This window comes from Zoogloea sp., from assembly GCF_041914405.1.
In the GTDB taxonomy this organism is placed as follows: domain Bacteria; phylum Pseudomonadota; class Gammaproteobacteria; order Burkholderiales; family Rhodocyclaceae; genus Zoogloea.
This window is the reverse complement of the sequence record NZ_JAYSDK010000010.1, coordinates 48,592-73,643: the sequence shown is the minus strand read 5'-3', so window position 1 is coordinate 73,643 and position 25,052 is coordinate 48,592. Positions and strand designations below refer to the sequence as shown.

General features: G+C 66.1%; 19 protein-coding genes. 5 read left to right on the top strand and 14 right to left on the bottom strand.

Annotated features, from left to right (window positions below):
- Positions 1–23: 23 nt before the first annotated feature.
- The 3 genes from ACE3RX_RS08260 to ACE3RX_RS08250 all read right to left on the bottom strand — a co-directional run bounded on the left by ACE3RX_RS08260 (position 24) and on the right by ACE3RX_RS08250 (position 3,421).
- Positions 24–1,994: an amidohydrolase gene (locus ACE3RX_RS08260; RefSeq protein ID WP_374482219.1), complete on the bottom strand. Its 1,971-nt coding sequence runs from the start codon at positions 1,992–1,994 to the stop codon at positions 24–26.
- Positions 1,995–2,108: 114 nt separating this feature from the next.
- The gene (locus tag ACE3RX_RS08255) at positions 2,109–2,522 is read right to left on the bottom strand and encodes a secondary thiamine-phosphate synthase enzyme YjbQ (protein ID WP_374482217.1); all 414 of its coding nucleotides are present in this window, start codon (positions 2,520–2,522) and stop codon (positions 2,109–2,111) included.
- Positions 2,523–2,524: 2 nt separating this feature from the next.
- Positions 2,525–3,421 (bottom strand): radical SAM protein, encoded by an 897-nt coding sequence (locus ACE3RX_RS08250; protein ID WP_374482215.1) that lies wholly within the window; start codon positions 3,419–3,421, stop codon positions 2,525–2,527.
- A 176-nt stretch (positions 3,422–3,597) separates the two neighbouring features.
- Between ACE3RX_RS08250 and ACE3RX_RS08245 the strand changes: the two genes are divergently transcribed.
- The gene (locus tag ACE3RX_RS08245; protein ID WP_374482213.1) at positions 3,598–4,476 is read left to right on the top strand and encodes a cation transporter; all 879 of its coding nucleotides are present in this window, start codon (positions 3,598–3,600) and stop codon (positions 4,474–4,476) included.
- Between the two features lie 12 nt (positions 4,477–4,488).
- On the opposite strand, the gene asd is transcribed toward ACE3RX_RS08245, so the two are convergent.
- Both asd and ACE3RX_RS08235 read right to left on the bottom strand, forming a co-directional pair.
- On the bottom strand, positions 4,489–5,340 hold the full coding sequence (gene asd, locus ACE3RX_RS08240; protein ID WP_374482211.1) for an archaetidylserine decarboxylase: 852 nt from the start codon (positions 5,338–5,340) through the stop codon (positions 4,489–4,491).
- A 75-nt stretch (positions 5,341–5,415) separates the two neighbouring features.
- Positions 5,416–5,871, bottom strand: a complete 456-nt coding sequence (locus ACE3RX_RS08235) for a PACE efflux transporter (protein WP_374482209.1) — start codon at positions 5,869–5,871, stop codon at positions 5,416–5,418.
- A gap of 180 nt (positions 5,872–6,051) precedes the next feature.
- Here ACE3RX_RS08235 and ACE3RX_RS08230 point away from each other — a divergent pair, with 180 nt between their 5' ends.
- Positions 6,052–6,528 carry a DOMON-like domain-containing protein gene (locus ACE3RX_RS08230; RefSeq protein ID WP_374482207.1) on the top strand — a complete coding sequence of 159 codons (477 nt, stop codon included), beginning with the start codon at positions 6,052–6,054 and terminating at the stop codon, positions 6,526–6,528.
- Positions 6,525–7,733, top strand: coding sequence for an exo-beta-N-acetylmuramidase NamZ domain-containing protein (locus ACE3RX_RS08225; protein WP_374482205.1), 1,209 nt, complete (start codon positions 6,525–6,527; stop codon positions 7,731–7,733). Before ACE3RX_RS08230 ends, ACE3RX_RS08225 begins: the two co-directional genes overlap by 4 nt.
- A 60-nt stretch (positions 7,734–7,793) precedes the next feature.
- Here the strand turns inward: ACE3RX_RS08225 and fliW are convergent, their stop codons facing one another.
- The gene (gene fliW / locus ACE3RX_RS08220; RefSeq protein WP_374482203.1) at positions 7,794–8,225 is read right to left on the bottom strand and encodes a flagellar assembly protein FliW; all 432 of its coding nucleotides are present in this window, start codon (positions 8,223–8,225) and stop codon (positions 7,794–7,796) included.
- A 267-nt stretch (positions 8,226–8,492) separates the two neighbouring features.
- Positions 8,493–10,019 carry a DEAD/DEAH box helicase gene (locus ACE3RX_RS08215; protein ID WP_374482201.1) on the bottom strand — a complete coding sequence of 509 codons (1,527 nt, stop codon included), beginning with the start codon at positions 10,017–10,019 and terminating at the stop codon, positions 8,493–8,495.
- Between the two features lie 290 nt (positions 10,020–10,309).
- On the opposite strand from ACE3RX_RS08215, the gene ACE3RX_RS08210 reads away from it, so the two are divergent.
- Positions 10,310–11,164 carry a neutral zinc metallopeptidase gene (locus ACE3RX_RS08210; RefSeq protein ID WP_374482199.1) on the top strand — a complete coding sequence of 285 codons (855 nt, stop codon included), beginning with the start codon at positions 10,310–10,312 and terminating at the stop codon, positions 11,162–11,164.
- A 68-nt stretch (positions 11,165–11,232) separates the two neighbouring features.
- Here ACE3RX_RS08210 and ACE3RX_RS08205 read toward each other — a convergent pair whose 3' ends face one another.
- From ACE3RX_RS08205 to ACE3RX_RS08185, 5 genes are read right to left on the bottom strand one after another with little or no spacing between them, the layout of a single operon-like run.
- Complete coding sequence (locus tag ACE3RX_RS08205; protein WP_088179428.1) at positions 11,233–11,709, bottom strand: VOC family protein; 477 nt, start codon at positions 11,707–11,709, stop codon at positions 11,233–11,235.
- 56 nt (positions 11,710–11,765) lie between these two features.
- Entirely contained in the window at positions 11,766–12,485 is a 720-nt protein-coding gene (locus ACE3RX_RS08200; protein WP_374482197.1) for a response regulator transcription factor, read from the bottom strand.
- Positions 12,482–14,530: a PAS-domain containing protein gene (locus tag ACE3RX_RS08195; protein ID WP_374482195.1), complete on the bottom strand. Its 2,049-nt coding sequence runs from the start codon at positions 14,528–14,530 to the stop codon at positions 12,482–12,484. The genes ACE3RX_RS08200 and ACE3RX_RS08195 overlap by 4 nt, the downstream gene beginning before the upstream one ends.
- Complete coding sequence (locus tag ACE3RX_RS08190; RefSeq protein WP_374482193.1) at positions 14,527–16,626, bottom strand: putative bifunctional diguanylate cyclase/phosphodiesterase; 2,100 nt, start codon at positions 16,624–16,626, stop codon at positions 14,527–14,529. The genes ACE3RX_RS08195 and ACE3RX_RS08190 overlap by 4 nt, the downstream gene beginning before the upstream one ends.
- A gap of 33 nt (positions 16,627–16,659) precedes the next feature.
- Positions 16,660–17,682, bottom strand: coding sequence for an AraC family transcriptional regulator ligand-binding domain-containing protein (locus ACE3RX_RS08185; RefSeq protein WP_374482191.1), 1,023 nt, complete (start codon positions 17,680–17,682; stop codon positions 16,660–16,662).
- Between the two features lie 188 nt (positions 17,683–17,870).
- Here ACE3RX_RS08185 and icmF point away from each other — a divergent pair, with 188 nt between their 5' ends.
- On the top strand, positions 17,871–21,137 hold the full coding sequence (gene icmF / locus ACE3RX_RS08180) for a fused isobutyryl-CoA mutase/GTPase IcmF (protein WP_374482189.1): 3,267 nt from the start codon (positions 17,871–17,873) through the stop codon (positions 21,135–21,137).
- Between the two features lie 177 nt (positions 21,138–21,314).
- Here icmF and ACE3RX_RS08175 read toward each other — a convergent pair whose 3' ends face one another.
- Together ACE3RX_RS08175 and ACE3RX_RS08170 are read right to left on the bottom strand one after the other, a co-directional pair.
- The gene (locus ACE3RX_RS08175; protein ID WP_374482187.1) at positions 21,315–24,206 is read right to left on the bottom strand and encodes a hypothetical protein; all 2,892 of its coding nucleotides are present in this window, start codon (positions 24,204–24,206) and stop codon (positions 21,315–21,317) included.
- Positions 24,203–24,742: a PEP-CTERM sorting domain-containing protein gene (locus ACE3RX_RS08170; protein ID WP_374482185.1), complete on the bottom strand. Its 540-nt coding sequence runs from the start codon at positions 24,740–24,742 to the stop codon at positions 24,203–24,205. The genes ACE3RX_RS08175 and ACE3RX_RS08170 overlap by 4 nt, the downstream gene beginning before the upstream one ends.
- Positions 24,743–25,052: the final 310 nt, after the last annotated feature.

Below are 25,052 nucleotides of genomic sequence, written 5' to 3'. Positions count from 1 at the left end.
CCGTCGGGGCTGCGGTCAATGTCTCAGCGGGTGATCGGCACGCCGCCTTCCGCACCGCCGAAGACGGTGGCGCCTTCCTTCACGGTGCCGATCACGCGGATGTCGCCGAGCTTGTCGGCCGGGGTCTTGAGCGGATTGGCGGACAGCACCGTGAGGTCGGCCAGCTTGCCGACGGCAATGCTGCCCTTGATCTTTTCTTCGCCGAGCTGCTGGGCCGCGTTCAGCGTGATCGCCTTCAGCGCCTCAAGGGCCGGGATCTGCTGCTCTGTGCCGGCCGGGCGCTTGACCGCCGCTGCGAGCACCTCCAGCGGCGCGGGCTCGATGAGGGCCGCGTCGTTGTGCAGGGTCAGCGGCAGGCCCCGGCCGAGGACGGCAGCGGCGGGGCTGAAGCGCGCGGTGCGTTCGGCGCCGAGGGCGTCGCGGCTCAGTGTATCGAGGCTCAGCCCCAGGCGCTGGGGCGCCAGCGATACGCTGACGCCGAGGGTCTTCAGTGCGTCGAGCTGATCGTCGCGGATCGTTGTGGCGCCGATCAGCAACGGGCGGCGTTCCTTGCCCGGGTGCTTCTCTGCGGCGGCCTTCAGGCCACTGATGAACTGGTCGATGGCGGCGTCCCCGCTGGCCTGCACGGCTACCTGCCAAGCATTGGCGTAGGCGCTGCCAAAGAGGCCGCTCACGGTGTCTTCGCCGAGCAGCGGATAGCCCGCGTAACGGGTCGGCTTGCCCGGCGGCGGCAGCTGGTAGGGCTGGGTCAGCCAGGCGCTGCGATCCTCGGCGGTGCCGTCGAGGGTGAAGGACACACCGGCCAGGCGCAGGTGGCCCTTGTAGTACTTGGCGGCGATCTGCTTGTGGGTCTTCAGGGCGGCCGCTGCACCGCCGGCCTCTGCGTAAACCGACACGTCCAGCTTGAGGGCGCCGGCATCGGCGGCCTGGGTGTACAGCGCCAGATCGTCGGCAGTGGCGCGGGCTTCCACCGCGGTGGTGTAGCCGTTGCGCAGGTAGAGCGTCTGGCCTTGCTGGATCAGGGCTTGGCGTTCGTCCCGGGCGAGTTGCGGCAGGGCGCCGAGCAGGGCGGTGGCGGCGGCGCCTTCCAGGTTGCCGTCCGGTTCCTTCGAGCCCGGCCAGCGGCCGATGCGGCCGCCCGGTGGGTCGATGCTGTTGCGGTCGATGCCGGCCAGCGCCAGGGCGCGGCTGTTGGCGACCAGGCGGGTGCCGGTACGGTCCACGATGATTACCGGCCGGTCGGACGAAATGCCGTCGAGTTCGTTGCGGCTGGGGGCGTGCAGTTCGCGCAGGCGGCTCTCGTCGTAACCAAAGCCGATGACCCAGCCGAGTCGTTTGGCCATGTCGCTCTTGGACCAGTCGCGCAGTTCGCGCAGCAGCACGTTGCCGTCGGTGACACGGCCCTCTGGCGGCGACTGCAACTGGGCAGCCACCGAATACAGGCCGAGGCGGGACAGTTCGCCCCAGGCGTCGATGAAACCCGGCACCAGAGTCTTGCCGGCGAGGTCGACCACTTCCGTTCCATCGCTCTTCCAGCGGGCCAGGACCGCCTTGCTGGTGCCGACAGCGATGATCTTGCTGCCCTTGATGGCGATGGCTTGTGCGCTGGGGCGCTTGTCGTCGAGGGTGATGATGTCGCCGTTGGTGAAGATGATGTCCGACAGGGGCGGCGGGGGCGGGGCGGGAGGGGGCGCGTTAGGGTCGGCCGGGGCGCCGCCTGCGGCCGTCGGCGCGGTGCCGGTGGCAGGTGTGGTGGGTGCAGCGCTTGCGTTCGCAGCCTTGGCCGTACCGGTCGGGCTTGTCCCGGCCACCGGCGCCGTGGTGGCCGGCTTGAGGGCCGGGGAGGCGGCGGGCGCTGCGGGCGTCGTAGCCACTTTCGGGGCAACCGCTGGTTTGGCCGCACTCGCGGCCGGGGTCTGGGCGAAGCCGGCCGGCGCCGCGAGGGCCAGCAGGATGGCGGCGCTGCTGAGGCGCAGCGGGGAAACGCAAGTCATGGACGGGCTCCAGGATACAGTGTGGCTGCCGCTGGGGACCGGCGGCGAACCCGAAGAGCATAGCACCTTGGCGCAGTGCCCCCCGTGACGGGCTTGGGGGTTTCCTGCGGCGGGTCAGCCGATGACGGTCACCACCACCCGGCGAGTGTGGGCGCTGCTGCGGTGTTCCCACAGGAAAATGCCCTGCCAGGTGCCGAGCAGAAGGCGGCCCCGACCGACTGGCACGCTCAGGCCGACGTCCGACAGTACGCTGCGGGCATGAGCGGCCATGTCGTCGTCCCCCTCCAGGTCGTGGCGGTAGGCGGGATCGCCGTCGGGAGCAAGGCGGCCGAAGACCGTTTCAAGGTCGCGGCGCACATCCGGGTCGGCGTTCTCGGTGATCATCAGCGAGCAGCTGGTGTGCTGCACGAAGACGTGGGCGAGCCCGATGGCGATGCCGGAGGCGGCCACCACGTCGGCGACCTGGGCGGTGATGTCGAGGCTGCCGCGGCCGTGGGTGCGGAATTCGAGGATCTGCTGGAAAGCCATCGTCACAGCCCCCGCGCCCACGCCGGCCGTAGTCCGGCGGTGGTCGGTGTGGCGATGGCTCGGCGGACTTCGGCGAGCAGGCGCGCCTTGTCGGCGCCGAGAGTGCCCTTGAGGACCAGCCAGTTGCTGGCGTGATCGGAGCGGAACACCGTGCGGCGCAGTTCGAGCTGGTTCAGGAAGCGCTCCATCTCGCGGAACAGACCAGGCTGGTCGAGGGGCTCCCATTCCGGGAAGGTGGCGCGGAAGCGGGCTTCCCCGGTGGGGAAGCTCACCACCAGCGTGGACAGGAATTCCGGCTGGGTAGCGTTGGCGAGGCGGGCCGAGTTGTCGGCATGCTGCTCGCTGAGGGCTTGGCCGCCGAGGCCGTTGAGGATCATCACCGAGCGGGGGATGCCAGCTTCGCCGAGCTTGGCTAGCGCTTCCTGCGTTGATTCGAAGCTCTCGCCCTTGTTCACTTTCGCCAGCACCTCGTCGTCGCCGGATTCTGCGCCCAGATAGGCCATGCGCAGGCCGGCTTCGCGCAGGCTGGAGAGTTCGGCGACAGTCTTCTTTTTCAGGTTGCGGGCCAGGCAGTAGCTGGAGACCCGATGCACGCCGGGCAGGTGCGCGCGGATCGCTTCGAGGATCGCCAGCAGGCGGCGGGTCGGCAGCACCAGCGCGTCGCCGTCGGCGAGGAAGACGCGGCGGACCTGCTTGCCGTAGCGCTCGCCGATGCGGCGGATGCTGGTCAGTACTTCATCCTCGTCGCGGGCACGGAAGGCCTTCTGCGGGGAAGAATACATCTCGCAAAAGGTGCACTTGTTCCATGAGCAGCCGTCGGTGACGGGCAGGATCAGCGACTCTGCCTCACTGGGCGGGCGGAAGACGGGTTCGACGTAGCGGATCAGCGGGGCGTTCATCAGGAAATCGGCCGTGCAGGAAACGTGGCCGACAGGCTACCATCGTCGGGTCGGAAAGGACGGCCAGTGATGTCCGGTCCTTTCCTGTGGGGGCGAATTCACTCGCCCGCGGATTTAATTGAAGCGCGACAGAGGGCGAATGAATTCGCCCCCACGGAATCCCGAGGAGTTTTGGCATGAGTTCGTCCTGTTCCGGCGGATGCAGTTGTTCCGCCTCCGGCGCGGCAGTGTCCGCAACGCCTCGGTTGGCATCCGGCGAGGCGTCCCTGCGCTCGATCTTTCGTGTCGGCGACATGGATTGCCCGGCCGAGGAGGCGCTGGTGCGCATGGAGCTGGATGGACTGGCCCATGGGCTGGAGTTCGACCTGGTTGCCCGTACCGTCACCGTCTGGCATGGGGTGCCGGCCGACGAGGTGGAAACCCGCATCGCCCGCCTGGGCATGGGGGCGGAACGCCTCGCCAGCGGTCCGGCGGCCGGAGCGCCAACGGCACGGGTGGAGGATCCGGTCGCCGAACGGAGGGCGCTGCGCTGGCTGCTGGCCATCAACGCGGCGATGTTCGTGATCGAAGGGCTGGCCGGCTGGTGGGCGGAGTCGTCGGGCCTGCTCGCCGACGGCCTCGACATGTTTGCCGATGCGGCGGTGTATGCGGTGGCGCTGTACGCGGTCGGGCGCGGGGCGGCCTTGCAGCTGAAGGCGGCGCGCTTCGCCGGCGTGTTGCAGTTGCTGCTCGGGCTGGGCCTGTTCGTGCAGGTGGCGGACCACGTGCTGTATGGTTCAGAGACCCTGGCCGGTGCCATGATGGGCGTGTCGCTGCTGGCCTTGGTCGCCAACGTGGCCTGTATGGTGTTGATCGCCGGTCACCGGGACGGCGGCGCGCACATGAAAGCCAGCTACATCTTCACCGCCAACGATGCGCTGGCCAACCTGGGCGTGATCGTCGCCGGCGGTCTGGTTGCCTGGCTCGGCAGCCCTTGGCCGGACTGGGTGGTGGGCAGCATCATCGGTGCGATGGTGCTGGCCGGCGCGTGGCGCATCCTGCGCCTGCGCCACTGAGGCCGGCGCGGTTCAGCGCGGCCGGTGACCCATCGCCTCGCCGAGGCGGATCGGGCGGGCCGGGGCCCACGCCTCGGTGAAGCTGACGCGCTTCTTCGGGAACAGCATCACCACCGTCGAGCCGAGCAGGAAGCGGCCCATCTCGTCGCCCTTCTTCAGCATCACTTCACCGGCCGGGTAGTCCCATTCGCGGATTTTGCCGGGGCGGGGCGGATTGACCTGGCCGTGCCAGACGGTGGCCATGCTGCCGACGATGGTCGCGCCAACCAGAACCAGCACGAACGGGCCGATCTCATTGTTCTCGAAGACGCATACCACCCGTTCGTTGCGGGCGAACAGGCCGGGCACGCCGCGGGCGGTGGTCGGATTCACCGAGAACAGCGCGCCGGGCACGTAGATCATGCGGGTCAGGCGGCCGTCGCAGGGCATGTGGATGCGGTGGTAGTCCCGCGGGCTGAGGTACAAGGTGGCGAATTCGCCATCCTGGAATTGTGCCGCCAGGTCCCGGTCGCCGCCGACCAGCGCACGGGTGGAGTAGGCGTGGCCCTTGGCCTGGAAGATCTGGTCGCGGTCGATGCGGCCGAACTGGCTGATCGCGCCATCCACCGGGCAGATGAAGTCGGCGTCGGCGTGGGGGCGGGCGCCGGCCTTCAGCGGGCGGGTGAAGAAATCGTTGAAGCTGGCATAGCTGGCGATGTCCGGGTTGGCCGCCTCGTCCATGTTCACCCCGTAGCGGCCGACGAACCAGCGGATCACGCTGGTGGTGAGGCCGCCGGCCTTGGCGCCGGCCAGCTTGCCGGCCAGCACGGTGAGGGCCTGCTTGGGGATCAGGTATTGGGGAAGGACTTTGAGGCGGTCGGACACGGCAGGTTTCCGGCGGAAGCGAAGGGGCGGATTATAGCGGTCCGCCCGCGCTTCGTCGGCCGCCTGCAGCGGGGGTCAGCGGCCCGGGCCCGCGACGATTGGAAAGACCCGGTCATAGGCCAGGTTGAAGCCGAAGGCATACACCACGTAGGCCAGAGCGATGCTGATGTCGGCGGCGAGGGCGGTGAGCCAGTCCATGCCGGTCCACAGCATCACCACCGGTAGCGTGATCATGAACAGGCCGCCTTCGAAACCGATGGCGTGGATGGCCCGCAGCCGCCACGGGCGGCGGTCGGCTGTGCGTCCGGTGAGGCGCCCTTCCAGCCAGTCGAAGGCGGTGTTGAAGCTGCCGTTCCAGATGGCGGCGATGACGGCCAGGATGGCCATCAGCACGAAGGAGTCGCCGCTCGGCTGGCCGGACAGCCAGATGTAGGGCGGCGTGATCAGCAGCAGGCCGCCGATCTCGAAGAGGGCGACCTGGCGCAGGCGGTCGGTAAAGCTGCGCTGGACGGGGGAGTGGGATGCGGACATGGCAATTGCTGCAAGGGCACGAATGGAATGGACCGTGTCGGCTCGCGGGAGTTTAACCTGTAGTGGCAGAACCGCTAGAATCCAGCCCCCGAGCTTCTCCTACGATCCATGATGGTTTCCTCTCCCGTCCCGCTGGTTTGCCATCCGGATACGCCGGCCGCTGGTCTGGCGGAGATTGATGTGGAATTTGAGCGCAGTGCCGATGGCGGCCTTACGCTGCGCTACCGGCTGGAGGGTGCGCTCGCAGTCCTGCGCATTCCGGAGGCAGCGACGCCCTTGCCTCCTGAGCGTTTGTGGGCCTATACCTGTTTTGAAGTGTTCGTCGGCATCGCTGCCACCGATGCATATCGGGAATTCAATTTTTCCCCCAACGGCCAGTGGGCGCGCTTCGATTTTGCAACCTACCGGGGCCGCGTGCCTTCACCGGTCGGCCCGGCGCCGCGGCTGGTCATCAATCGCGATGCCGGCGTGCTGAGCCTGGAGGCGAAACTCGAGGCGGCCTGCGTGCCGGCCGGCGAGCTGCAGCTGGGCATCACCGCCGTCGTCGAGCATGGCGACGGCCATCACAGTTACTGGGCACTGGCGCATCCGCCGGGCAAGCCCGACTTCCATCACCGCGACGGTTTTGCCGTCGCTCTCAAGGCTCCGACACCATGATCCGTTTCGGTCTCGACCGCCTGCTCGCCGACCCAGAACTGCGCCGTCCGCTGGCTGGCAAACGGGTCGCCCTGCTGGCCCATCCGGCCTCCGTCACCCGTGACCTGACCCACTCCCTCGACGCGCTGGCGGCGCTGCCCGACATTCAGCTGTCGGCGGCGTTCGGTCCCCAGCACGGGCTGCGTGGCGACAAGCAGGACAACATGGTGGAGTCGCCGGATTTCTTCGATCCGCAGCACGGCATCCCGGTGTTCAGCCTGTATGGCGAAGTGCGTCGCCCGACGGCCCCGATGATGGACCGCTTCGACGTGCTCCTGGTTGATCTGCAGGACCTGGGTTGCCGCATCTACACCTTTATCACCACCCTGCGCTATGTGCTGGAGGCGGCGGCCCGCCACGGCAAGAGCGTGTGGGTACTGGACCGGCCGAACCCGGCCGGGCGTCCGGTCGAGGGCACGCTGCTGCGGCCGGGCTGGGAGAGCTTCGTCGGCGCGGGCCCATTGCCGATGCGCCACGGCCTGACGATGGGCGAACTGGCGCGCTGGTTCGTCGCTACGCTGAAGCTCGACGTGGATTGCCACGTGATCACGATGGAGGGCTGGCAGCCTGAGGCGGCGCCCGGCTACGGCTGGCCGCTAGGCGAGCGCAGCTGGATCAACCCGAGCCCCAACGCGCCCAACCTGTCGATGGCGCGGGCCTATGCCGGCACCGTGATGCTTGAAGGGACGACCCTGTCCGAGGGGCGCGGCACTACCCGTCCGCTGGAACTGTTCGGCGCCCCCGACCTGGACGCCCGCAAGGTGCTGGCCGAGATGGAGGCCTTTGCGCCCAGGTGGCTGGCCGGTTGCAAGCTGCGCGAATGTTGGTTCGAGCCGACCTTCCACAAGCACGCCGGCAAACTGTGCCAGGGCGTGCAGATCCACGTGGAGGATCCGACCCATTACGAGCACGCAGCCTTCCGTCCGTGGCGCCTTCAGGCGCTGGCCTTCAAGGCGATCCGCCGGGTGCGGCGGGATTACCCGCTGTGGCGGGATTTCCCCTACGAGTATGAGCACGACCGCCTGGCCATCGATCTGATCAACGGTTCAGAGAGCCTCCGCGAATGGGTGGATGATGCGACGACGCGTCCCGGCGACCTGGATGCGCTGGCGTTGGCCGATGAGAAGGCCTGGGAAGAAGAACGGCGGGAATACCTGCTGTACTGACTGAAACGGCCTCCGGCCCGGAGTCGGGCGGGAGGCCGTCAGGCGCGATGCAGAAAGCGTTCAGGCGACTGCGCGCAGCGTAACGCTGGTGTCGACGCGGCCGATGATCTTCTGGATCGCGCGGCGGGAGTCGATATTGACGACCAGCGGACCCATCACATTGACTTGCGGAGCGGCAGCATCCGTATCGTTGTTGCGGACGATCAGTAGCACACTGACGTCGTCCGGATTGCCGAGCTGGAGTGCGGCGATTTCGTCGTCGGTCAGCGTGAATTCATAATTCAGTCCGAGGATGTCCGGCGTGGTGACGGTGAAGGTTACTTCGGGGTTGTCCACGCCTTGCAGCACGAAGATGTTCGGTGCGTCATTGCCTTCCGGGTGCAGCAGTGTGAACTGGCGGGCCGTTTCGAAGCCGGGCAGGCCGTTCGGAAATTCGATGATGCGGTCCGGCGACACTTCGATTTCGCCGATGACGGGACTGGTGATTTTCATGGTTTCTCCCCCTTTGGAATGAGCGCCGGGCAGGCTGGAATGCTGCGTGCCGAAAACTGTATTCCATCATAGATGGCCGGCAGTTGATCCACCTCAGGAATTGAGGGGTCTTTTGACGCTATTCCTGTTTCCGGTCACAGCGTGGGGAAGGGCGCCCTGTCTTGCTTTTGTCGGGATACGGAGGATGCACGCATGACAAGGGGGCGCCCGTAGGCGCCCCCTTGTCATGTGCCGCGAGCCGGGCGGTGGCCCGGCCTTGCCGTGGCGTTAGCGGTCGCGGTTGAAGGTACGGCCAGCGCGCGGCTTGCCGCCAGTGCCTTCGCTGCGTCCGCCGCCGAAGCCGCCGGCATTGTGGTGGGTGGAGCTGCGCTTGGCCACGTGGGGGAACTCGGTGCGGTGTTCCGGATGGCGCGGGGCGCTGGGGCCGTCTGCGCGGCGGGGGGCGTCACGGAAATCGCGACGGCCTTCGCTGTTGCCGCCCCAGGGGCTGGCGCTGCGGCCTTCGCCGCGGTTGTCGTCGCGACGCTCGCGGTCGAAGCGGTTGCCGCCGAAGCCGCCGGACGGGCGCTTGTCGCCGAAGCGGCCGCCGCCGTTGCCGTAGCCGCGACCGTCACGGCGCGGACCACCGGGGCGGCGCTCGTCGGCCGGCAGCGTGGTGCGCGGCTCGAGGCCAGGCAGGGTGTGCACGGCCAGCGGCTGACGGGTGTAGCGCTCGATGGCGCGCAGCAGGCGCACGTCGCGGCGCTCGGCCAGGCTGATGGCGATGCCGCTGGAGCCGCCGCGGCCGGTGCGGCCGATGCGGTGCACGTAGTCGGCAGCAACCTTCGGCAGGTCGTAGTTGATCACGTGGCTGATGGTGCGCACGTCGATGCCGCGAGCGGCCACGTCGGTGGCGATCAGCACGCGCAGGTGGCCGCGACGCAGCTGATCCAGGGTACGGGTGCGCATCCGCTGGTTCATGTCGCCGTGCAGGGCGGCAACCGAGTGACCCTGGGATTCCAGGTTCAGCGTCAGCGCATCGGCGTCGCGCTTGGTAGCGGTGAACACGATGGCTTGTTCGACGCCCACGTCACGCAGGATGCCGTCGAGCAGGCGGTTCTTGTGGCTGATGTCGTCGGCCACCAGCAGACGCTGTTCGATGTTCTCATGGCGGGTCTGCGCGGAGGCGATCTCGATGCGCTCCGGATCCTTCAGCAGGCGCTGCATCATGCGCGCGACTTGGCCGTCGAGGGTGGCCGAGAAGAACAGGGTCTGGCGATCGGCCGGCAGCTTGGCGACGATGGCCTCGATGTCGTCCACGAAACCCATGTCGAGCATGCGGTCGGCTTCATCGAGGATCAGGATTTCCAGGCGGGCAAAGTCGATGCGGCCGCTGTTCATCTGGTCCATCAGGCGGCCAGGGGTGGCCACCAGGATTTCATAGGGGCTGGACAGCAGCTTGTTCTGCACCGGGTAGGGCATGCCGCCGACCACGCTGACAGCCTTCGCGTAGCGCAGGTTCTTGCCGTAGCCCTTGCAGGCGTCGGTGACCTGGACGGCCAGTTCGCGGGTCGGGGTCAGCACCAGCACGCGGGGGCCGCGGGCCTTGATGGTCGCTTCGGTGGTCAGGCGCTGCAGGGACGGCAGCATGAAGGCGGCAGTCTTGCCTGAGCCGGTCTGGCTGGAGACCACGAGATCCTTACCCGCGAGGGCGGCCGGAATGGCAGCTTGCTGGACCGGAGTGGGTTCGGTGTAGCCGGCGTCGGCAACGGCTTTGACGATCTGTTCGGAGAGCCCGAGAGTGGCGAAATCCATGTTCGCTTCCTTATCTTTTGTATTGCGGATGCGGTGCCCGCGAAGAAAAAACGGCAACGCGCCGCGACGCGCAAACGCGTGCGGCAGTAAGGCTGCCTGACTGGCATATCGGCACTAACCGATCAGGACAACCTCTCGTCGAATACGGGAGATATAAGAAGGTCAGGGACGATGTGACTCGGTGCGAAACCGCTTTTTGCACCGGACCGCGGACTATAGCGATAATGCGCCCATTGCACAAGGAAAATGTTGCAGCGCGACAAGGCGTTGCAAGTCTTGAAGGAGGTTTTATGCGTTTGGACGACAGCCGGGAAAGCGACAACGTCGAGGACAGGCGGGGGGGCGGGGGTGGGGGCTTGCCCGTCGGCGGGATCGGCGTCGGGACCGTGGTGCTTGCCCTGGTGGCGATGTATTTCGGCATCGATCCGCGGGTCGTGCTGAACCAGGCATCCCATGTATCGGCGCCGCCTCCTTCGGTGGAGCAGCACCGTCCGCCGGCCAACGACGCGGAGACGAAGTTCGTGCGCAAGGTGCTGGCCGAGACCGAGGATACCTGGCAGCAGCTGTTCCGCCAGGCCGGCAAGCAGTACGAGGATCCGAAACTGGTGCTGTTCTCCGGCGCCACCCGCACCGCCTGTGGCACCGGGCAGGCGGCGATGGGGCCTTTCTACTGCCCGGCGGATCACAAGGTCTATATCGACCTGGGCTTCTACCAGGAACTGAAGACGCGCTTCCGGGCGCCGGGGGATTTTGCCCAGGCTTACGTGATCGCCCATGAGGTGGGCCACCACGTCCAGAACCTGCTCGGTGTCTCGGCCAAGGTGCAGGCTGCGCGCGAGCGGGCCGGCGAGCGGGAGGCGAATGCGCTGTCGGTGCGCCTGGAACTGCAGGCGGACTGCCTGGCCGGCGTATGGGCGAAGAACGCGGATACGGCGCGCCACATCCTCGACGAGGGGGATGTGGACGAGGCGCTGCGCGCTGCCACCGCCATCGGCGACGACACCCTGCAGAAGCAGGCCAAGGGCTACGCGGTGCCGGACAGCTTCACCCACGGTTCGTCGGAGCAGCGGGTGCGCTGGTTCAAGCGCGGCATGGCGAGCGGCCAGGTGAAGGACTGCAACACCTTCCAGGCCAAATCGCTGTAAGCGGCGCCAGACGTGCGAAGGGCCGGGCCCCGCAAGAGGGCCGGCCCTTCGTCGTTTGACGCAGGTGATCAGCCGGCCAGCTTGGCGAAGGCGTCAATCACTTCCTGCGGAGCCTGGACCAGCTCGACCAGCACGCCCTCACCGCCGATGGGGAATTCTTCGTTGCCCTTGGGGTGAAGGAAGGTGATGTCGAAGCCGGCGGCGCCCTTGCGGATGCCACCCGGCGCAAAGCGCACGCCCTGGGCGGTGAGCCACTCGACGGCCTTCGGCAGGTCGTCGATCCACAGGCCCACGTGGTTCAGCGGGGTGGTATGCACGGCCGGTTTCTTCTCGGGGTCGAGGGGCTGCATCAGGTCGACTTCGACCTTGAACGGGCCCTTGCCCATGGCGGTGATGTCCTCGTCCACGTTCTCCCGTTCCGACTTGAAAGTGCCGGTGACTTCGAGGCCGAACATGTCCACCCACAGGGTGCGCAGGCGGTCCTTGGACGGGCCGCCGATGGCGATTTGCTGGACGCCGAGTACTTTGAATGGTCTTGTCATGATTGGTTTTTCCCTCCTAAAGGAGCCGGCATTCTACGGGAGTCGGCGGTCGGGCGGGATCACTCCCAGGCCACTGAGGCGCACAGCAGGTAGCCGGCGCCGTATACGGTCTTGATGATTTTCGGATCCTGTGGATCGTCTTCAAGCTTGCGGCGCAGGCGGGAGATGCGCACATCGATGCTGCGGTCGAAGGGGTCGAGGTCGCGTTCACCGATCAGTTGCTCGCGGGTCAGGATCTTGTTGGGGCGCTTCAGCAGGGTCTGCAGCAGGGCGGCCTCGGCGGCGGACAGGGTGACTTCATGGCCGTCAGCCGCGGTGAGATGGAGGCGGCCGAGGTCGAAATGCCAGCCCGCAAAGAGTGCGCTGCTGTGGCCGCTGGCTTCCTGTGTGGCGGCCTTCTGGTAGCGGCGCAGGATGGAGCGCACGCGGGCCACCAGCTCGCGGGGCTCGAAGGGCTTGACCAGATAGTCGTCGGCGCCGAGTTCAAGGCCCAGCACCCGGTCGGTGAGGCCGTCGCGGCCAGTCAGGATCAGGGCTGCGCAGGGGTGCTGCTCCTGCAGTTCGCGCAGCACCTGCAGGCCGTCCATGTCGGGCAGGCCGAGGTCGAGGATGGCCAGCTCCGGCTGCACACGGCGGGCCCGCGCCAGCAGGGCGCGGCCGGTGCCGAAGCTCTCGCTGCGAAAACCGTACTCGGCCAGGTTGCTGGCGATCAGGCGGGCGATGTCGGCTTCGTCTTCGACGATGAAGATCAGGGGGCTGTCCTTGTCGGCGGCGGTCATGGGGCCGGAGTCTCCGGATGGTCGAGGGCGGCGAGGGCTGCGGCGAGGGCGCTGCGCTCGAAGGGTTTGCGCAGGGTAGGGATGTCGGGCATGCCGGCCGGCGGTTCGCCGGTGGCATAGCCGGTGATCAGCAGGATGGGGAGCGCCGGGCGCAGCGCGCGGGCTTCGGCGGCCAATTCCCGCCCGCCGAGGCCGGGCATCACGGTGTCGGTGAGCAGCAGCGCGATGTCCTCCACCGCCTCCAGCATGGTCTTCGCTTCAAGGCCGTTGCCGGCTTCGAGGACCGGGTAGCCCAGCTCGGTGAGCTGCTGGCGGATTACCTTGCGTACTTCGGGTTCGTCCTCGACCAGCAGCACCAGGCGGTGGGCGTTCTCGGTGGCGGTGGTGGCCGGCGCGGCGGGGCCAGGGGCGGGCGCCGGCGCGTCGGTCATCGGTACGATGAAGCGTACGTTGGTGCCGGCGCCCGGTGTGCTGAGCACCCGGATGTTGCCGCCGGACTGGCGGATGAAGCCATACACCATGGCCAGGCCGAGGCCGCTGCCGGCGCCGAAGGCCTTGGTCGTGAAGAAGGGTTCGAAAAGGCGCGGCAGCAGCTCCGGCGGAATGCCGGAGCCGGTGTCGGAGACGTCGAACTGCACGTAATCGCCGGGCGGGACCTCGGCTTGCTGGGCGATGCTCGGGGTGACCTGGCGGTGGCTCACCGCGACCCGCAGCTCGCCGCCGTCGGGCATCGCGTCGCGGGCGTTGATGGCCAGGTTGAGGAGGGCGCTCTCCAGCTGGTGGGGGTCCACCAGGGCGTAGAGCCTGTCGGCCGGCAGGTCGAGCTGCATGTGGATGCGCTCGGTGAGGGAGCGGGACAGCAGCGAGGTCATGCCCTGCACCAGCGCGCCGACCTCCACCGGGCTGGGTTCCAGTGGTTGCTGGCGCGAGAAGGTGAGGAGGCGGCGGATCAGCTCGGTGCCGCGCCGCGCTGCCGACAGGGCCGGCTCCAGGTAGTCGTCGTAGCCCTGGTGGGCCGGTAGCTTGTCGCGCAGGGTGGCCAGGTTGCCGGTGATGATGGTGAGCAGGTTGTTGAAGTCGTGGGCCAGGCCGCCGGTGAGCTGGCCGACGGCTTCCATCTTCTGGGCCTGGATCAGCGCGGCCTGGCTGGCCTTCTGCTCGGTGATGTCGATGGACAGCACGAAGTAGCCCTGCACGCCGCCGCTCGGCGAGACCTCGGGCACCAGTGCGCTGCGCGCATGGACCGGGCGGCCGGCCGGGTTGATGCGCGAATACTCGTAGCTGACCTGTTCGCCGGTGGAGGCCTGCTCGATGTAGGGCCGGATCTGCGCGTAGGCCTCGGGGCCGAAGACTTCGGCGATGCTGCGCCCGATGATCTGGGTCGGGTCGATGCCGAACCATTCGGTGTAACCGCGGTTGGCGAAGATGTAGCGCTCGTCGGCGTCCACGTAGGCGATCAGCGCCGGGATGGCGTCCATGATCAGGCGCAGGCGCTCCTCGCTGCGGGCCAGTTGGCCGGCCAGTGCGTCGAGGCGGGTGGTGGCCGCCTCCAGTTCGGCGGTGCGGGCGCTGACGCGGCTTTCCAGCTCGGCGTTCTGGCGTTCGATGAGCTGCTCGTAACGGCGCTGCTCGGTGATGTCGGTCCATAGGGTCACGAACCCCAGGTTGGGGATCGGCACGCCACGGATCTGCAATACCTGGCCGTTGGGGCGGATGCGCTCGGCCTGATGGGGCTGGAACGAGCGCACCGAGGCCATGCGTTCGGCCACCAGCCGTTCCACCTCGGCGTCATTGCCGCCATATTCGCCGCGCTGGGCATTGAAGCGCACGAAGTCCTCGAAGGGGGTGCCGACCCGGACCATTTCCTCGGGAAAGTCGAGCAGGCGTTGCAGGGCCTTGTTCCAGGTCACCAGTTTGGGGCTGGCGTCGAACACCGCGATGGCCTGGTCGAGCAGGTCGAGGCCGGCCAGCAGCAGGTCGTAGCGCCGCAGTTCCTCGGGTGTGGCGGGCTTGCCGGGGCTGGAGGGCGGCAGGCGGGAGGTCATGGCCGATGGCGGGCGATGTAGTCGAAGAAGGCGTCTTCCGGCAGAGGCGGGGAGAACAGGTAGCCCTGGCCGTAATCGCAGCCGGCGGCGGCCAGGCGTTCGCACTGGGCCTCGCTCTCGACGCCCTCGGCGACTACTTCCAGGTCGAGTTTGTGGGCCATTGCGATGATGGCCTCGGTGATCGCCAGGTCGCTGGGGTCGGTGGTCAGGTCGCGGACGAAGGAGCGGTCGATCTTGAGGGTGTCGATGTCCATCCGCTTGAGGTAGGCCATCGCCGAGTAGCCGGTGCCGAAGTCGTCGATGGAGATCTGGATGCCGGCGGCGCTGAGGCGGGCCAGCTGGGCAGTGACCGACGGGTGCTCGTCGAGTAGCAGGCCTTCGGTGATCTCGATCGCGATGCAGGTGCCGGGCACCTTTCTCTCGATAAGCTCGTCGAGCAGGACGGCCAGCGAGCGCCCCTTGGCAAACTGTCGGGGCGAGGCATTGACGGTGATCTGCAGGCTGTCGGCCAGCTCGGGCGATACCGTCGCCCGCCAGCGCGCCACCATGTCGATGGCCTGCCGGAAGACCCAGGTGCCGATGGTGTCGATCAGGCCCAGCTCTTCGGCCACCGGCACGAACTCGGCCGGCGACACGAAGCCGCGCGATGGCAGATTCCAGCGCAGCAGGGCTTCGGCCTTGTGAAAGTGGCCGTCGGCGAGGCGCAGGATGGGCTGGAAGTGCAGGCTCAGCTGGCCCCGGTCGAGGGCGTGGCGCAGGTCCTTGCCCAGCTGCAGGCGCTGCAGCGCGGCCTCCTGCATGCGCGGCGAGAAGTAGCTGAAGCGGTTCCGGCCTTCGTCCTTGGCGTGGTACATGGCCTGGTCGGCATTCTTCAGGATGTCGGCCGGTGTCTCGGCATCCTTCGGGAACAGGGTGATGCCCACGCTGGCCGACACGTAGGCGATGTCGTGGCCGAGCTGGAAAGGCTGGGCTAGGGCCTCGATGATGTCTTCGGCGATGCGCTCGATCGGCGCTTCGTCGGCGAGGCCGGGCAGCAGCACGGTGAACTCGTCGCCGCCCTGGCGGGCCACCGTATCGGACTCGCGCACGCAGCTGACGATGCGACGGGCCGCCTCAACCAGCAGGCGGTCGCCGGCCTCGTGGCCGAGGGTGTCGTTGACCTCCTTGAAACGGTCCAGGTCGATGAACATCACCGCCACGCAGTCGTGGGTGCGGTGGGATTGCTTCATCAACTCGGCCAGGCGGTCGTTGAGGAGGCGGCGGTTGGGCAGGCCGGTGAGCGGGTCGTAGTTGGCCTGCATCCAGATCAGGGCTTCGGTCTGCTTGCGGTCGGTGATGTCGGTGATCACGCCGACCAGGCCGCCGAGGCTGCCGTCGGATTTGAAATAGGTCGCCTTGTTGAAGATTACGTCCCGGTTCTGGCCGTCCGCCGAAGAGACCAGCGCCTCGTAGGTCTGTACCCCGGGGTGGTCGAACAGGGCCTGGTCGGCCTCGTGGTAGCGGGCTGCCAGCTCCGGCGGCGAGATGTCGAACACCGAGCGGCCGATCAGTTCTTCCCTCGGCTTGCCGAGGAAGGCCTCGAAAGCCTTGTTGCAGCCCAGGTAACGGGCCTGTTCATCCTTGAAGAACAGCGGGCTGGGAATCGCCTCGATGAGCTGGCCGATGAAGTGCAGCTGCTCGCGGGCAGTGCGTTCGGCGGTGCCGCGGGCGGTGATGTCCACCAGCATGCCGATGATGGCCGGGCGGCCGTCGAACTCGGTGCGGTTGCCGAAGACCTCCAGCTCGATCTGGCTGCCGTCCTTGCGGCGGCCGCGGAAGGTGTAGTGGGCGGTGTCGGCGCCGTGATGGATGCGTCTTGAGATGGCCTCGCTGACCTTGCAGCGGTCTTCCGGCACGATCAGCGCCGTGGGCCCCAGCCGGCCGCAGATTTCTGCCTGCGCATAGCCGAACATTTCGGCGAAGCGCGGATTGACGTAACGGAACAGATCGTCCTGGATGATGTAGATGCCGATCAGGGCGTTGCGTATGAGTGTGGGCAGCAACTCGTCCGCTTCGCGCAGCAGCTCTTCGGTCAGGGGTTCGTAAACGCGGGGCATGAAGAATGGATGTTTCTGGGCCGATCCGGCATTCTAGGCTTTGTCGTGGTCGTTGACCGTTTCCTCTTGGGCGAGCTGGCGCCGGTAGCGCTCCGGGGACATGCCGGTCCATCCGGTGAAGGCCCGGTAGAAGGCCGAGGTGTCGGCGTAGCCGAGGTCGGCGGCAACCTGGGCGATGGACTGACGGGTCTTGGTCAGGCGCGACAGGGCCAGGTCCCGCCGCAGGGCTTCCTTGATGCCGCGGAAGCTGGAGCCTTCCTCTTCCAGGCGGCGGTGCAGGGTGCGCGGCGACATGTGCAGGCGGCCGGCCACGTCATCCTGGGACAGGCTTACCGGCAGCGCGTGGCGAATCAGGTCGCGAACCCGCGTGACGGTGTTGCGGTCGCGCCGGTAGAGCATGCTGATGCGCCCTGGTGCGCCGTCGAGAAAGGCCACCAGCGCGGCTTCGTCACGGCGGATCGGCAGGTCGAGGAGGGTGGCGTTGAAACGCGCCACCAGCTGGGTGCCGGCAACGAAGGCGGAGCGCTCGGTATACACCAGCGCGTAGTCGTCGGCGTGTGGAGGGCGGGTGAAAGGGAAATCCACCGCGTCGAGGGCCAGGCCACGCCCGACCAGCCAGCACGACAGGCTGTGCAGCAGGCGCAGCAGCCATTCGAAGGCGAAGACCCGGGCCGGGTCGTCCGGCGTGGCGGCCAAGGGGGCGATTTCGCTGATGTGCAGCTCCGCGCGGTTGTCATGGCGCTGCACGCCGACCGCCAGGTCGGGCAGCACGATGGACAGGAAGCGGCGCGCCCGGTCGAGGGCGTCGGCGAGCGTCGGTGCGCCGAGCATGCCGCGGCACAGGAACTCGAAACTGCCCGGCCGCATCGGCGCGGAGAACAGGCCGAAGCCCTCGTCCTGCAGTTCGCCGATCACCAGGTTGTACAGCGTGGCGTAGCGGTCAACCGGCACGCGACTGGCCGCGTCTGCAAGATTGATGTCGAGGCCGGTGAGTAGCGGCGCTGTGTCGATGTTGCGATGCAGCATGCCGGACAGCATGCCACTCACGAAACCCATTGAAACAGTTGCACGTTTACGGGACTGGCTGGTGCTCAAGAGGGTTTCGGCTCCCTGGCGTACGTACGGAAAGGTGGAACTGCAGCTTGGCGGATTTTGCACGAATCCCGTCGACAACGGCAATGGCGGAGCGCGCCGCCCGCTTCTAACATGAATGCATCGATAAACATGATGTGGGGGAGACAACTATGACCGACCTGAGCGTTGCCAAGAAGCTCGTCGCTTACAAGCCCAAGAACAAGGTGCGTTTCGTCACCGCGGCGGCATTGTTCGATGGCCACGACGCGTCGATCAACATCATGCGGCGGATTCTTCAATCCACCGGCTCCGAGGTGATCCACCTCGGGCACAACCGCTCGGTGGGCGAGATCGTCAATGCCGCGCTGCAGGAAGACGTGCAGGGCATCGCGATCACGTCCTACCAGGGCGGTCACGTGGAGTTCTTCAAGTACATGATCGACCTGCTGCGCGAGAACGGCGGCGAGAACATCAAGGTCTTCGGCGGCGGCGGCGGCGTGATCGTGCCGGCCGAGATCAAGGAACTCCACGACTACGGCGTGACCCGCATTTACTCGCCGGAAGACGGCGCCATCCTTGGTCTGCAGGGCATGATCAATGACGTCGTCGAGCGTTGCGACCAAGACCTGAGCCACGCCGGCCCGCAGGGCGCCGAGGCCGTCATCGCCGCGCTGAAGTCCGGTGACCGCCGGGCTCTCTCCAAGGTCATCACCGGCCTCGAGAACGGTGCTTATCCGGATGACGTGAAGGCCGCGCTGATCGAGGCGGCAAAGGACCTCAAGGTGCCGGCCCTCGGCATCACCGGCACCGGCGGCGCAGGCAAGTCCAGCCTCACCGACGAGCTGGTGCGCCGCTTCCGCCTTGACCAGGACGACAAGGTCAAGCTGGCCATCGTCTCCATCGATCCGTCCCGTAAGCGCACCGGCGGCGCGCTGCTCGGCGACCGCATCCGCATGAACGCCATCGAGCACCCGAACATCTTCATGCGTTCGCTGGCTACCCGCGACACCGGCAAGGAAGTCTCCGCCGCGCTGCCCGAGGTGATCGCCGCCACCCGCCTGGCCGGCTTCGACCTGATCATCGTCGAGACCTCCGGCATTGGCCAGGGCGACGCGGCCATCGTGCCCTTCGTCGATGTGTCCCTGTACGTGATGACCCCCGAGTTCGGCGCTGCCAGCCAGCTCGAGAAGATCGACATGCTCGACTTCGCCGATTTCGTGGCGATTAACAAGTTCGACCGTAAGGGCGCCGAGGATGCGTTGCGCGACGTTCGCAAGCAGTACCAGCGTAACCGCGAGCTGTTCTCCACCCCGACCGAAGAAATGCCGGTGTTCGGCACGATGGCTGCCCGCTTCAACGACGACGGCGTCACTGCGCTGTACCAGGCCATCGCCCCGCTGCTGTCTTCCAAGGGCCTCAAGCTGGCGGTGCCCAAGCTGCCGCTGGTGAGCGTCAAGGCTTCGAGCCGTGGCCGCGCCATCGTTCCTGCCGAGCGTGCCCGCTACCTGGCCGAGATCGCCGACTCCGTCCGCGGCTACCACAAACATACTGCCGAGCAGGCCAAGGTGGCCCGCGAGCGCCAGGCCCTGCGCATCTCCAAGCAGCTCTTCGAAGGCTGCAAGAAGGACGCCGGCAGCTTTGACGAGCTGATCGAGTGGAAGGACGGCGAACTGACCGGCACCTCCAAGAAGCTCCTCGACATGTGGCCGAAGACCGTCGAGCTGTACGCCGCCGACGAGTACGTGGTGAAGATCCGCGACAAGGAGATCCGCACCCAGCTGACCTCCGAGTCCCTGTCCGGCAGCAAGATCCGCAAGGTGGCCCTGCCGCGCTTCGAGGACGACGGCGAGACCCTCAAGTTCCTGATGAAGGAAAACGTCCCCGGCTCCTTCCCTTACACCGCCGGCGTGTTCGCCTTCAAGCGCGAGGGCGAGGACCCGACCCGGATGTTCGCCGGCGAAGGTGACGCCTTCCGTACCAACCGCCGCTTCAAGCGCGTGTCCGAAGGCATGCCGGCGCATCGCCTCTCCACCGCCTTCGACTCGGTGACGCTGTACGGCTGCGACCCGGATCCGCGTCCGGACATCTACGGCAAGATCGGCAACTCCGGCGTGTCCATCGCTACGCTGGATGACATGAAGGTGCTGTACGACGGTTTCGACCTGGTCAATCCGACCACCTCCGTGTCGATGACCATCAACGGCCCGGCGCCGATCATCCTGGCGATGTTCTTCAACACCGCGCTGGCCCAGCAACTCGACAAGTTCAAGGCGCAGAACGGCCGTGAGCCGACTGAAGACGAAGCCGAGAAGATCCGCGAATGGGTGCTGTCCTCCGTGCGCGGTACCGTGCAGGCCGACATCCTGAAGGAAGACCAGGGCCAGAACACCTGCATCTTCAGCACCGAGTTCGCGCTGAAGATGATGGGCGACATCCAGGAGTTCTTCGTCCATAACAAGGTGCAGAACTTCTACTCGGTGTCGATCTCCGGCTACCACATCGCCGAAGCCGGTGCGAACCCGATCAGCCAGCTTGCCTTCACGCTGTCCAACGGCTTCACCTACGTGGAAAGCTACCTGGCCCGCGGCATGCACATCGACGACTTTGCGCCGAACCTGTCCTTCTTCTTCAGCAACGGCATGGACCCGGAATACTCGGTGATCGGCCGCGTCGCCCGCCGCATCTGGGCCGTGGCGATGAAGAACAAGTACGGTGCCAACGAGCGCAGCCAGAAGCTGAAGTACCACATCCAGACCTCCGGCCGCTCGTTGCACGCCCAGGAGATGGACTTCAACGACATCCGCACCACGCTGCAGGCGCTGATCGCCATCTACGACAACTGCAACTCGCTGCACACCAACGCCTACGACGAGGCGATCACCACGCCGACTGAGGAGTCCGTGCGCCGTGCGATGGCGATCCAGCTGATCATCAACCGCGAATGGGGCCTCTCCAAGAACGAGAACCCCAACCAGGGCGCCTTCATCATTGAAGAGCTGACCGACCTGGTCGAAGAGGCTGTGCTCAAGGAGTTCGAAGCCATCAGCTCCCGCGGTGGCGTGCTCGGGGCGATGGAGACCGGCTTCCAGCGCGGCAAGATCCAGGAAGAGTCGCTGTACTACGAGCACAAGAAGCACGACGGCTCCTACCCGATCATTGGCGTGAATACCTTCCTCAACCCGAAGGGCATGGCACAGCAGGAAATCGAGTTGGCCCGTTCCTCCGAGGAAGAAAAGCAGAGCCAGCTCAAGCGTCTGGCCGACTTCCAGGCCCGCAATGCCGAGGAAGCACCGAAGTGGCTGGCCAAGTTGAAGCAGACTGTCATCGAGAACGGCAACGTCTTCGCGGTGCTGGTGGAGGCGGTGAAGTACTGCTCCCTCGGCCAGATCACCGGCGCCCTCTACCAAGTGGGCGGCCAGTACCGCCGCAGCATGTAAGGCTTACAAGAAGACCCTCCGCAAGAGGGGAACAGCAAGGACAAACGGCGCCGGGAGGCGCCGTTTGTCCTTGGTCCGGACGGATAGCTCCATGCTGGAGATGGCGTGCCGGAAGATGACAGGAATACGTCCTGTCGGGCGGAGTGGTGCCTGGATGCATCACTCCGCGAGCTGCGCTTACGGCGCTGCCGTCATGCTCAGGTGCCAGTGGCTCAAGTGCGCTGCGTCGATCTGCACACGGGCCGGTTTGGTCCAGGCGGGGACACCAGGAATCGGCAGGTTTGGCGATATCGAGAACTTGCCATCCACCAGTGCCAGCTTGATGAACGACGGTCCGATGTAAATCACGCGCGTGCTGGCTGCCGGTGCCTCCGCGTCCAGCAGGGCGCGGTTGGCGGTAATCCATGCCTGCAGCCCTGCCAGCTTTGGTTTGTTGGCCGCATTGCTCACCACTTCCTGACGTGCGGCGTTGAACATTTGCTGGATTGCTGCGCCGTCACCCTGGCCACCCAGCGCGTCGCTGTAGCCGCCCTGGCCGTCCGCATAGCGCAGGTCGATCTGCTGGCCGTCGCTGTGGCCGCTGTGGCCAAGGATGGAACGACCGGTGGAGGTCTGCGTCACGTGCATGCCACTTATGTCGTCGAAGCGGTAGGCGCGGGATTGCAGCCACGTGATGGTCTGCTGGGTTGCCCACGAATCGCCGCCGGGATCGCGCGAACCATAGCGACGCGCTCCCAAGCCTGCTTCATTGTTGGCCAGGTATAGCGGTGTGAAGGCGCTATCGCTATTGAACGAAACCTGGCCGCCCTCCTGTGGATTGGATGTCACTTCAGTATCTTCTACCGTGCCTTTGATGCGCACGGTGACAGCGACCTTGCCAGACGTTTTTGCGCCGGCAAATGCGGGCAGCGACACGCCGGAGAGCTTGATCTTGCCCTTGCTCATCGTATGCGTCTGGTTGAGCAGGTTGTCCGCTGCAAATTGCGGATTACCGCCATTTGGCGACACGCTGATGTTCACTTCGGTGATCTTGGCATCGGCCGGCGAGAACTCGATTTCCAGTGGCAGCGTGTGGGTTGAGTCCGTTCCGGTCAGCTGGGTCGACAGGTAAGGGCCGGACAGGTTGCCTTGCAGCTTGATCGGCTGCAGTACGGGGTGCGCATCCTTGTTGGGCGACACGAACTTGGCCGCCGTAACTCTCAGGCCGACGCAGCCGGTCGTCAGTTCGACCGTGGTGACCGTCGCCAAGGCGCTGTCGCCGATGTTGGTGGCGCTGACGGCGCCGCCGATAGTGATCGGCCCTTCCTTGGTCTGTGTGCTGACGTCGACACAATCGGTCTTGGTGATCGTGCCCTGCGTGAAGTGCGACTGGTTGACCGAACCGCTGGCCGACAGCACCTTGTTCGGTAGTCCGGTGACGGAATACGACCAGGTGTCGTTGTACTGGCTCTGCTGCGTTGTGTAATCCGGGTATTCGGCCGTGTACACCGTGATCTTCACGCCTACGTTCTGGGTGCCCTTGGCCACTTGATACGAGATTGGCGTGGTGATGGTGGCGTTCTGCGCGGCCGCGGTGGCGCTGAACGTCTGCGCGCCGCCGGCGGTCGGTGCAAACACGCCGCCGCTTTGGGCGCGCGCGGTCGGCACGTCCCGTGCGGCCGGCGCCGTGCCATCCTGCGTCAGCGTGCTGGCGACAAAGCTGTGAGCCGGGCCGGCTGCCATTGCGGCCTTCTGGACCGTCTTGTTGAGCGTGTATGTGAGTGACACGTTCGCCGTCGTTGTGTTCGCCAGGATGATCGCGCTGGCAGAAACCACGTTCGGGTTTTCCAGGTCGTTCAGGGTCAGCTGATACGTGTCAGGAATCACGTTGTCAAAGCTGAACTGGCCGTTGGCGTCGACCGGTGCGACCAGCCGCAAGTGGTTGTTATAGCCACGCAGGAGGATCTTCTTGCCCGCCAGTGTGGTTACGGGAGCTCCGCCCGGTGCCACCAGTTTGCCGGCCACCTTGGCGCCCTGGCGGATGGCGAGGAATTCATAGGAGGATGCGAATTCGCCGTCCTTCGACACGAAGTTCAGCGACACGGTCAGCGCGCCGGCCGGGAGCGCTGCCATCAGTTGCTGCAGCTTGCTGCCGGAAATCGTGAAAGTCGTGCTGACAGGGTCGTAAGTCCAGTAACTCTTCAGGCTGACCGCAGTATTTTTGGCACCGATGACCAGGCCGTCACTGTCATCTGCGAGGTCGGTCGACGGCGAGCCTGCCAGCTTGAAGCTCAGCGTATTGCCGTCGATACTGTTGTTCGGTCCCAGGCCGCCAACCTGCAGGCTGGGCGGATTTTCCGGCACGCTGCCGTCGTCGCGCGGCTCCACATGCAATAGCGGCTCCCGCGGCCGCTCGGTAAGGATAGGCAGCGACAGCACCGTGGTGCCGTTCGGGCCGCTCAACGTGAACTCCGCCTGCTGCGGCGCGCCGGTATCGCCCGGTGTCGAGAAGCGCAGGGTGCCGTCCTTCAGCAATACGTCGGTGACGGCTCCAGCCACGGTGACCTTGTCGACGTCGTCCGGGACCCCGATGTCTGCTAGAGGCAGCACCACCACTTCCGCGGGCTTCGCGGGTGCCAGTTGCTGAACATCGCTGGCGGTGATCTTCCACGACAGGCTGGCTAGGTCGAACGGCTGCGTTCGGTCGATGCGCAGCACGATCACATCCGTTGGGGTTGCAGTGGCGCCGGCGCCAATGCTGCCCGCGGCAACGGTGCCGTCGATGATGGTGGTACCGGCCGGTACGGCCAGCAGTTCAGCCAGTACGTTGGCCGCGCCGGAGACGCCGTTATTACGGATCGAAACCCGGTACGTGTACTCATAGACGGTACGGCTGATGCGCGTCTCGGCCACCTTCCCCAGCTCCACGACTTCGAATTGCGCGGCAACTGCGGCTGTTTTCAGCATGGCGTTGCTCGACTGCATTTGTGCCGCATCACGGCTGCCGTCCGCGCCTTGGTCGCCACCGCAACCGGCCAGCGTGGCTGCCAGTACCGTTGCGCTGAATACTGCTTTGATCCACGGTTTCATTGCGCACCTCCATCGCGGCGGCGCTGCCAGTAAGCCATTGCTCCCATACCAGCCAGCATCAGCGGCAGGGTGCCGGGTAGCGGCACGCTGCTGCTCTTGGTCAGGCCGCTGTCGAGTTCAAGGAAGGAGTTTGGATCGACGATGGAAAACAGTTGTGCAACGGGCGTGCCCGCGCCCAGGTAATCGAACGTAACGGAAAAGCCGCCCAGGGTGTCGCCGAACGCTATGCCACCGGTCAGCGCCAGGCCATCGAAATAGCCGGCTGCGGGAATGCCGGTATCCGGCTGGATCAGCAGCACATCCCAGCCGGACGGGCCCGTTGCCCCCGCCAGGTTGGCGAACAGGTTTTCATCGAAAAAGACCGTGAATTCATCTAGCGGTGTTCCCAAGGTGTCGTTATGGACCGTGTAATCGAAACGCCAGTGGTTGCCGCCCAGTGCGGTCGACGTGTAATCGATGATGCTTGCGTTGGCGGCAGACAGAGGCAGGAGCAGCGCGGCCAGCGTTGTCGCTGCCCCCCGAAACAAACTTCTCATGAGGAACCTCGGTAGTGAAAAAGCGATGGAAAAGTTCTATGCTTTATTCATTTCATTGCCTATTTAAGTAATTTTTTTATGAAAATCAAATAAATTCTAAGTGGATAAGTTTTATTTCGACAGAATGTTCCTTGCTCCGTCTACGAGGAGCACCGTAGCTGCCAGGGGGATCGCCTTCTTGAGCGTGCGTGCAGCACCCGGATGCGCGATGGCTCCTGCCGGCCATCGGGTGCATGCACTCCGCGATCCGGAGGGCATGGTTCAGGAGGCAATCTCATGCCGCCCGATTTCGCCTACGCTGAAGGATGAT

What these genes read in the sequence shown, in the direction of transcription:
- ACE3RX_RS08255 (WP_374482217.1), bottom strand. Translation starts at nt 2,522, where the DNA reads ATGGCTTTCCAGCAGATCCTCGAATTCCGCACCCACGGCCGCGGCAGC.
- ACE3RX_RS08235 (WP_374482209.1), bottom strand. Translation starts at nt 5,871, where the DNA reads ATGTCCGCATCCCACTCCCCCGTCCAGCGCAGCTTTACCGACCGCCTG.
- ACE3RX_RS08170 (WP_374482185.1), bottom strand. Translation starts at nt 24,742, where the DNA reads ATGAGAAGTTTGTTTCGGGGGGCAGCGACAACGCTGGCCGCGCTGCTC.
- ACE3RX_RS08210 (WP_374482199.1), top strand. Translation starts at nt 10,310, where the DNA reads ATGCGTTTGGACGACAGCCGGGAAAGCGACAACGTCGAGGACAGGCGG.
- ACE3RX_RS08185 (WP_374482191.1), bottom strand. Translation starts at nt 17,682, where the DNA reads ATGGGTTTCGTGAGTGGCATGCTGTCCGGCATGCTGCATCGCAACATC.
- fliW (WP_374482203.1), bottom strand. Translation starts at nt 8,225, where the DNA reads ATGAAAATCACCAGTCCCGTCATCGGCGAAATCGAAGTGTCGCCGGAC.
- icmF (WP_374482189.1), top strand. Translation starts at nt 17,871, where the DNA reads ATGACCGACCTGAGCGTTGCCAAGAAGCTCGTCGCTTACAAGCCCAAG.
- ACE3RX_RS08215 (WP_374482201.1), bottom strand. Translation starts at nt 10,019, where the DNA reads ATGGATTTCGCCACTCTCGGGCTCTCCGAACAGATCGTCAAAGCCGTT.
- ACE3RX_RS08260 (WP_374482219.1), bottom strand. Translation starts at nt 1,994, where the DNA reads ATGACTTGCGTTTCCCCGCTGCGCCTCAGCAGCGCCGCCATCCTGCTG.
- ACE3RX_RS08245 (WP_374482213.1), top strand. Translation starts at nt 3,598, where the DNA reads ATGAGTTCGTCCTGTTCCGGCGGATGCAGTTGTTCCGCCTCCGGCGCG.
- ACE3RX_RS08225 (WP_374482205.1), top strand. Translation starts at nt 6,525, where the DNA reads ATGATCCGTTTCGGTCTCGACCGCCTGCTCGCCGACCCAGAACTGCGC.
- ACE3RX_RS08200 (WP_374482197.1), bottom strand. Translation starts at nt 12,485, where the DNA reads ATGACCGCCGCCGACAAGGACAGCCCCCTGATCTTCATCGTCGAAGAC.
- ACE3RX_RS08190 (WP_374482193.1), bottom strand. Translation starts at nt 16,626, where the DNA reads ATGCCCCGCGTTTACGAACCCCTGACCGAAGAGCTGCTGCGCGAAGCG.
- ACE3RX_RS08175 (WP_374482187.1), bottom strand. Translation starts at nt 24,206, where the DNA reads ATGAAACCGTGGATCAAAGCAGTATTCAGCGCAACGGTACTGGCAGCC.
- ACE3RX_RS08195 (WP_374482195.1), bottom strand. Translation starts at nt 14,530, where the DNA reads ATGACCTCCCGCCTGCCGCCCTCCAGCCCCGGCAAGCCCGCCACACCC.
- ACE3RX_RS08250 (WP_374482215.1), bottom strand. Translation starts at nt 3,421, where the DNA reads ATGAACGCCCCGCTGATCCGCTACGTCGAACCCGTCTTCCGCCCGCCC.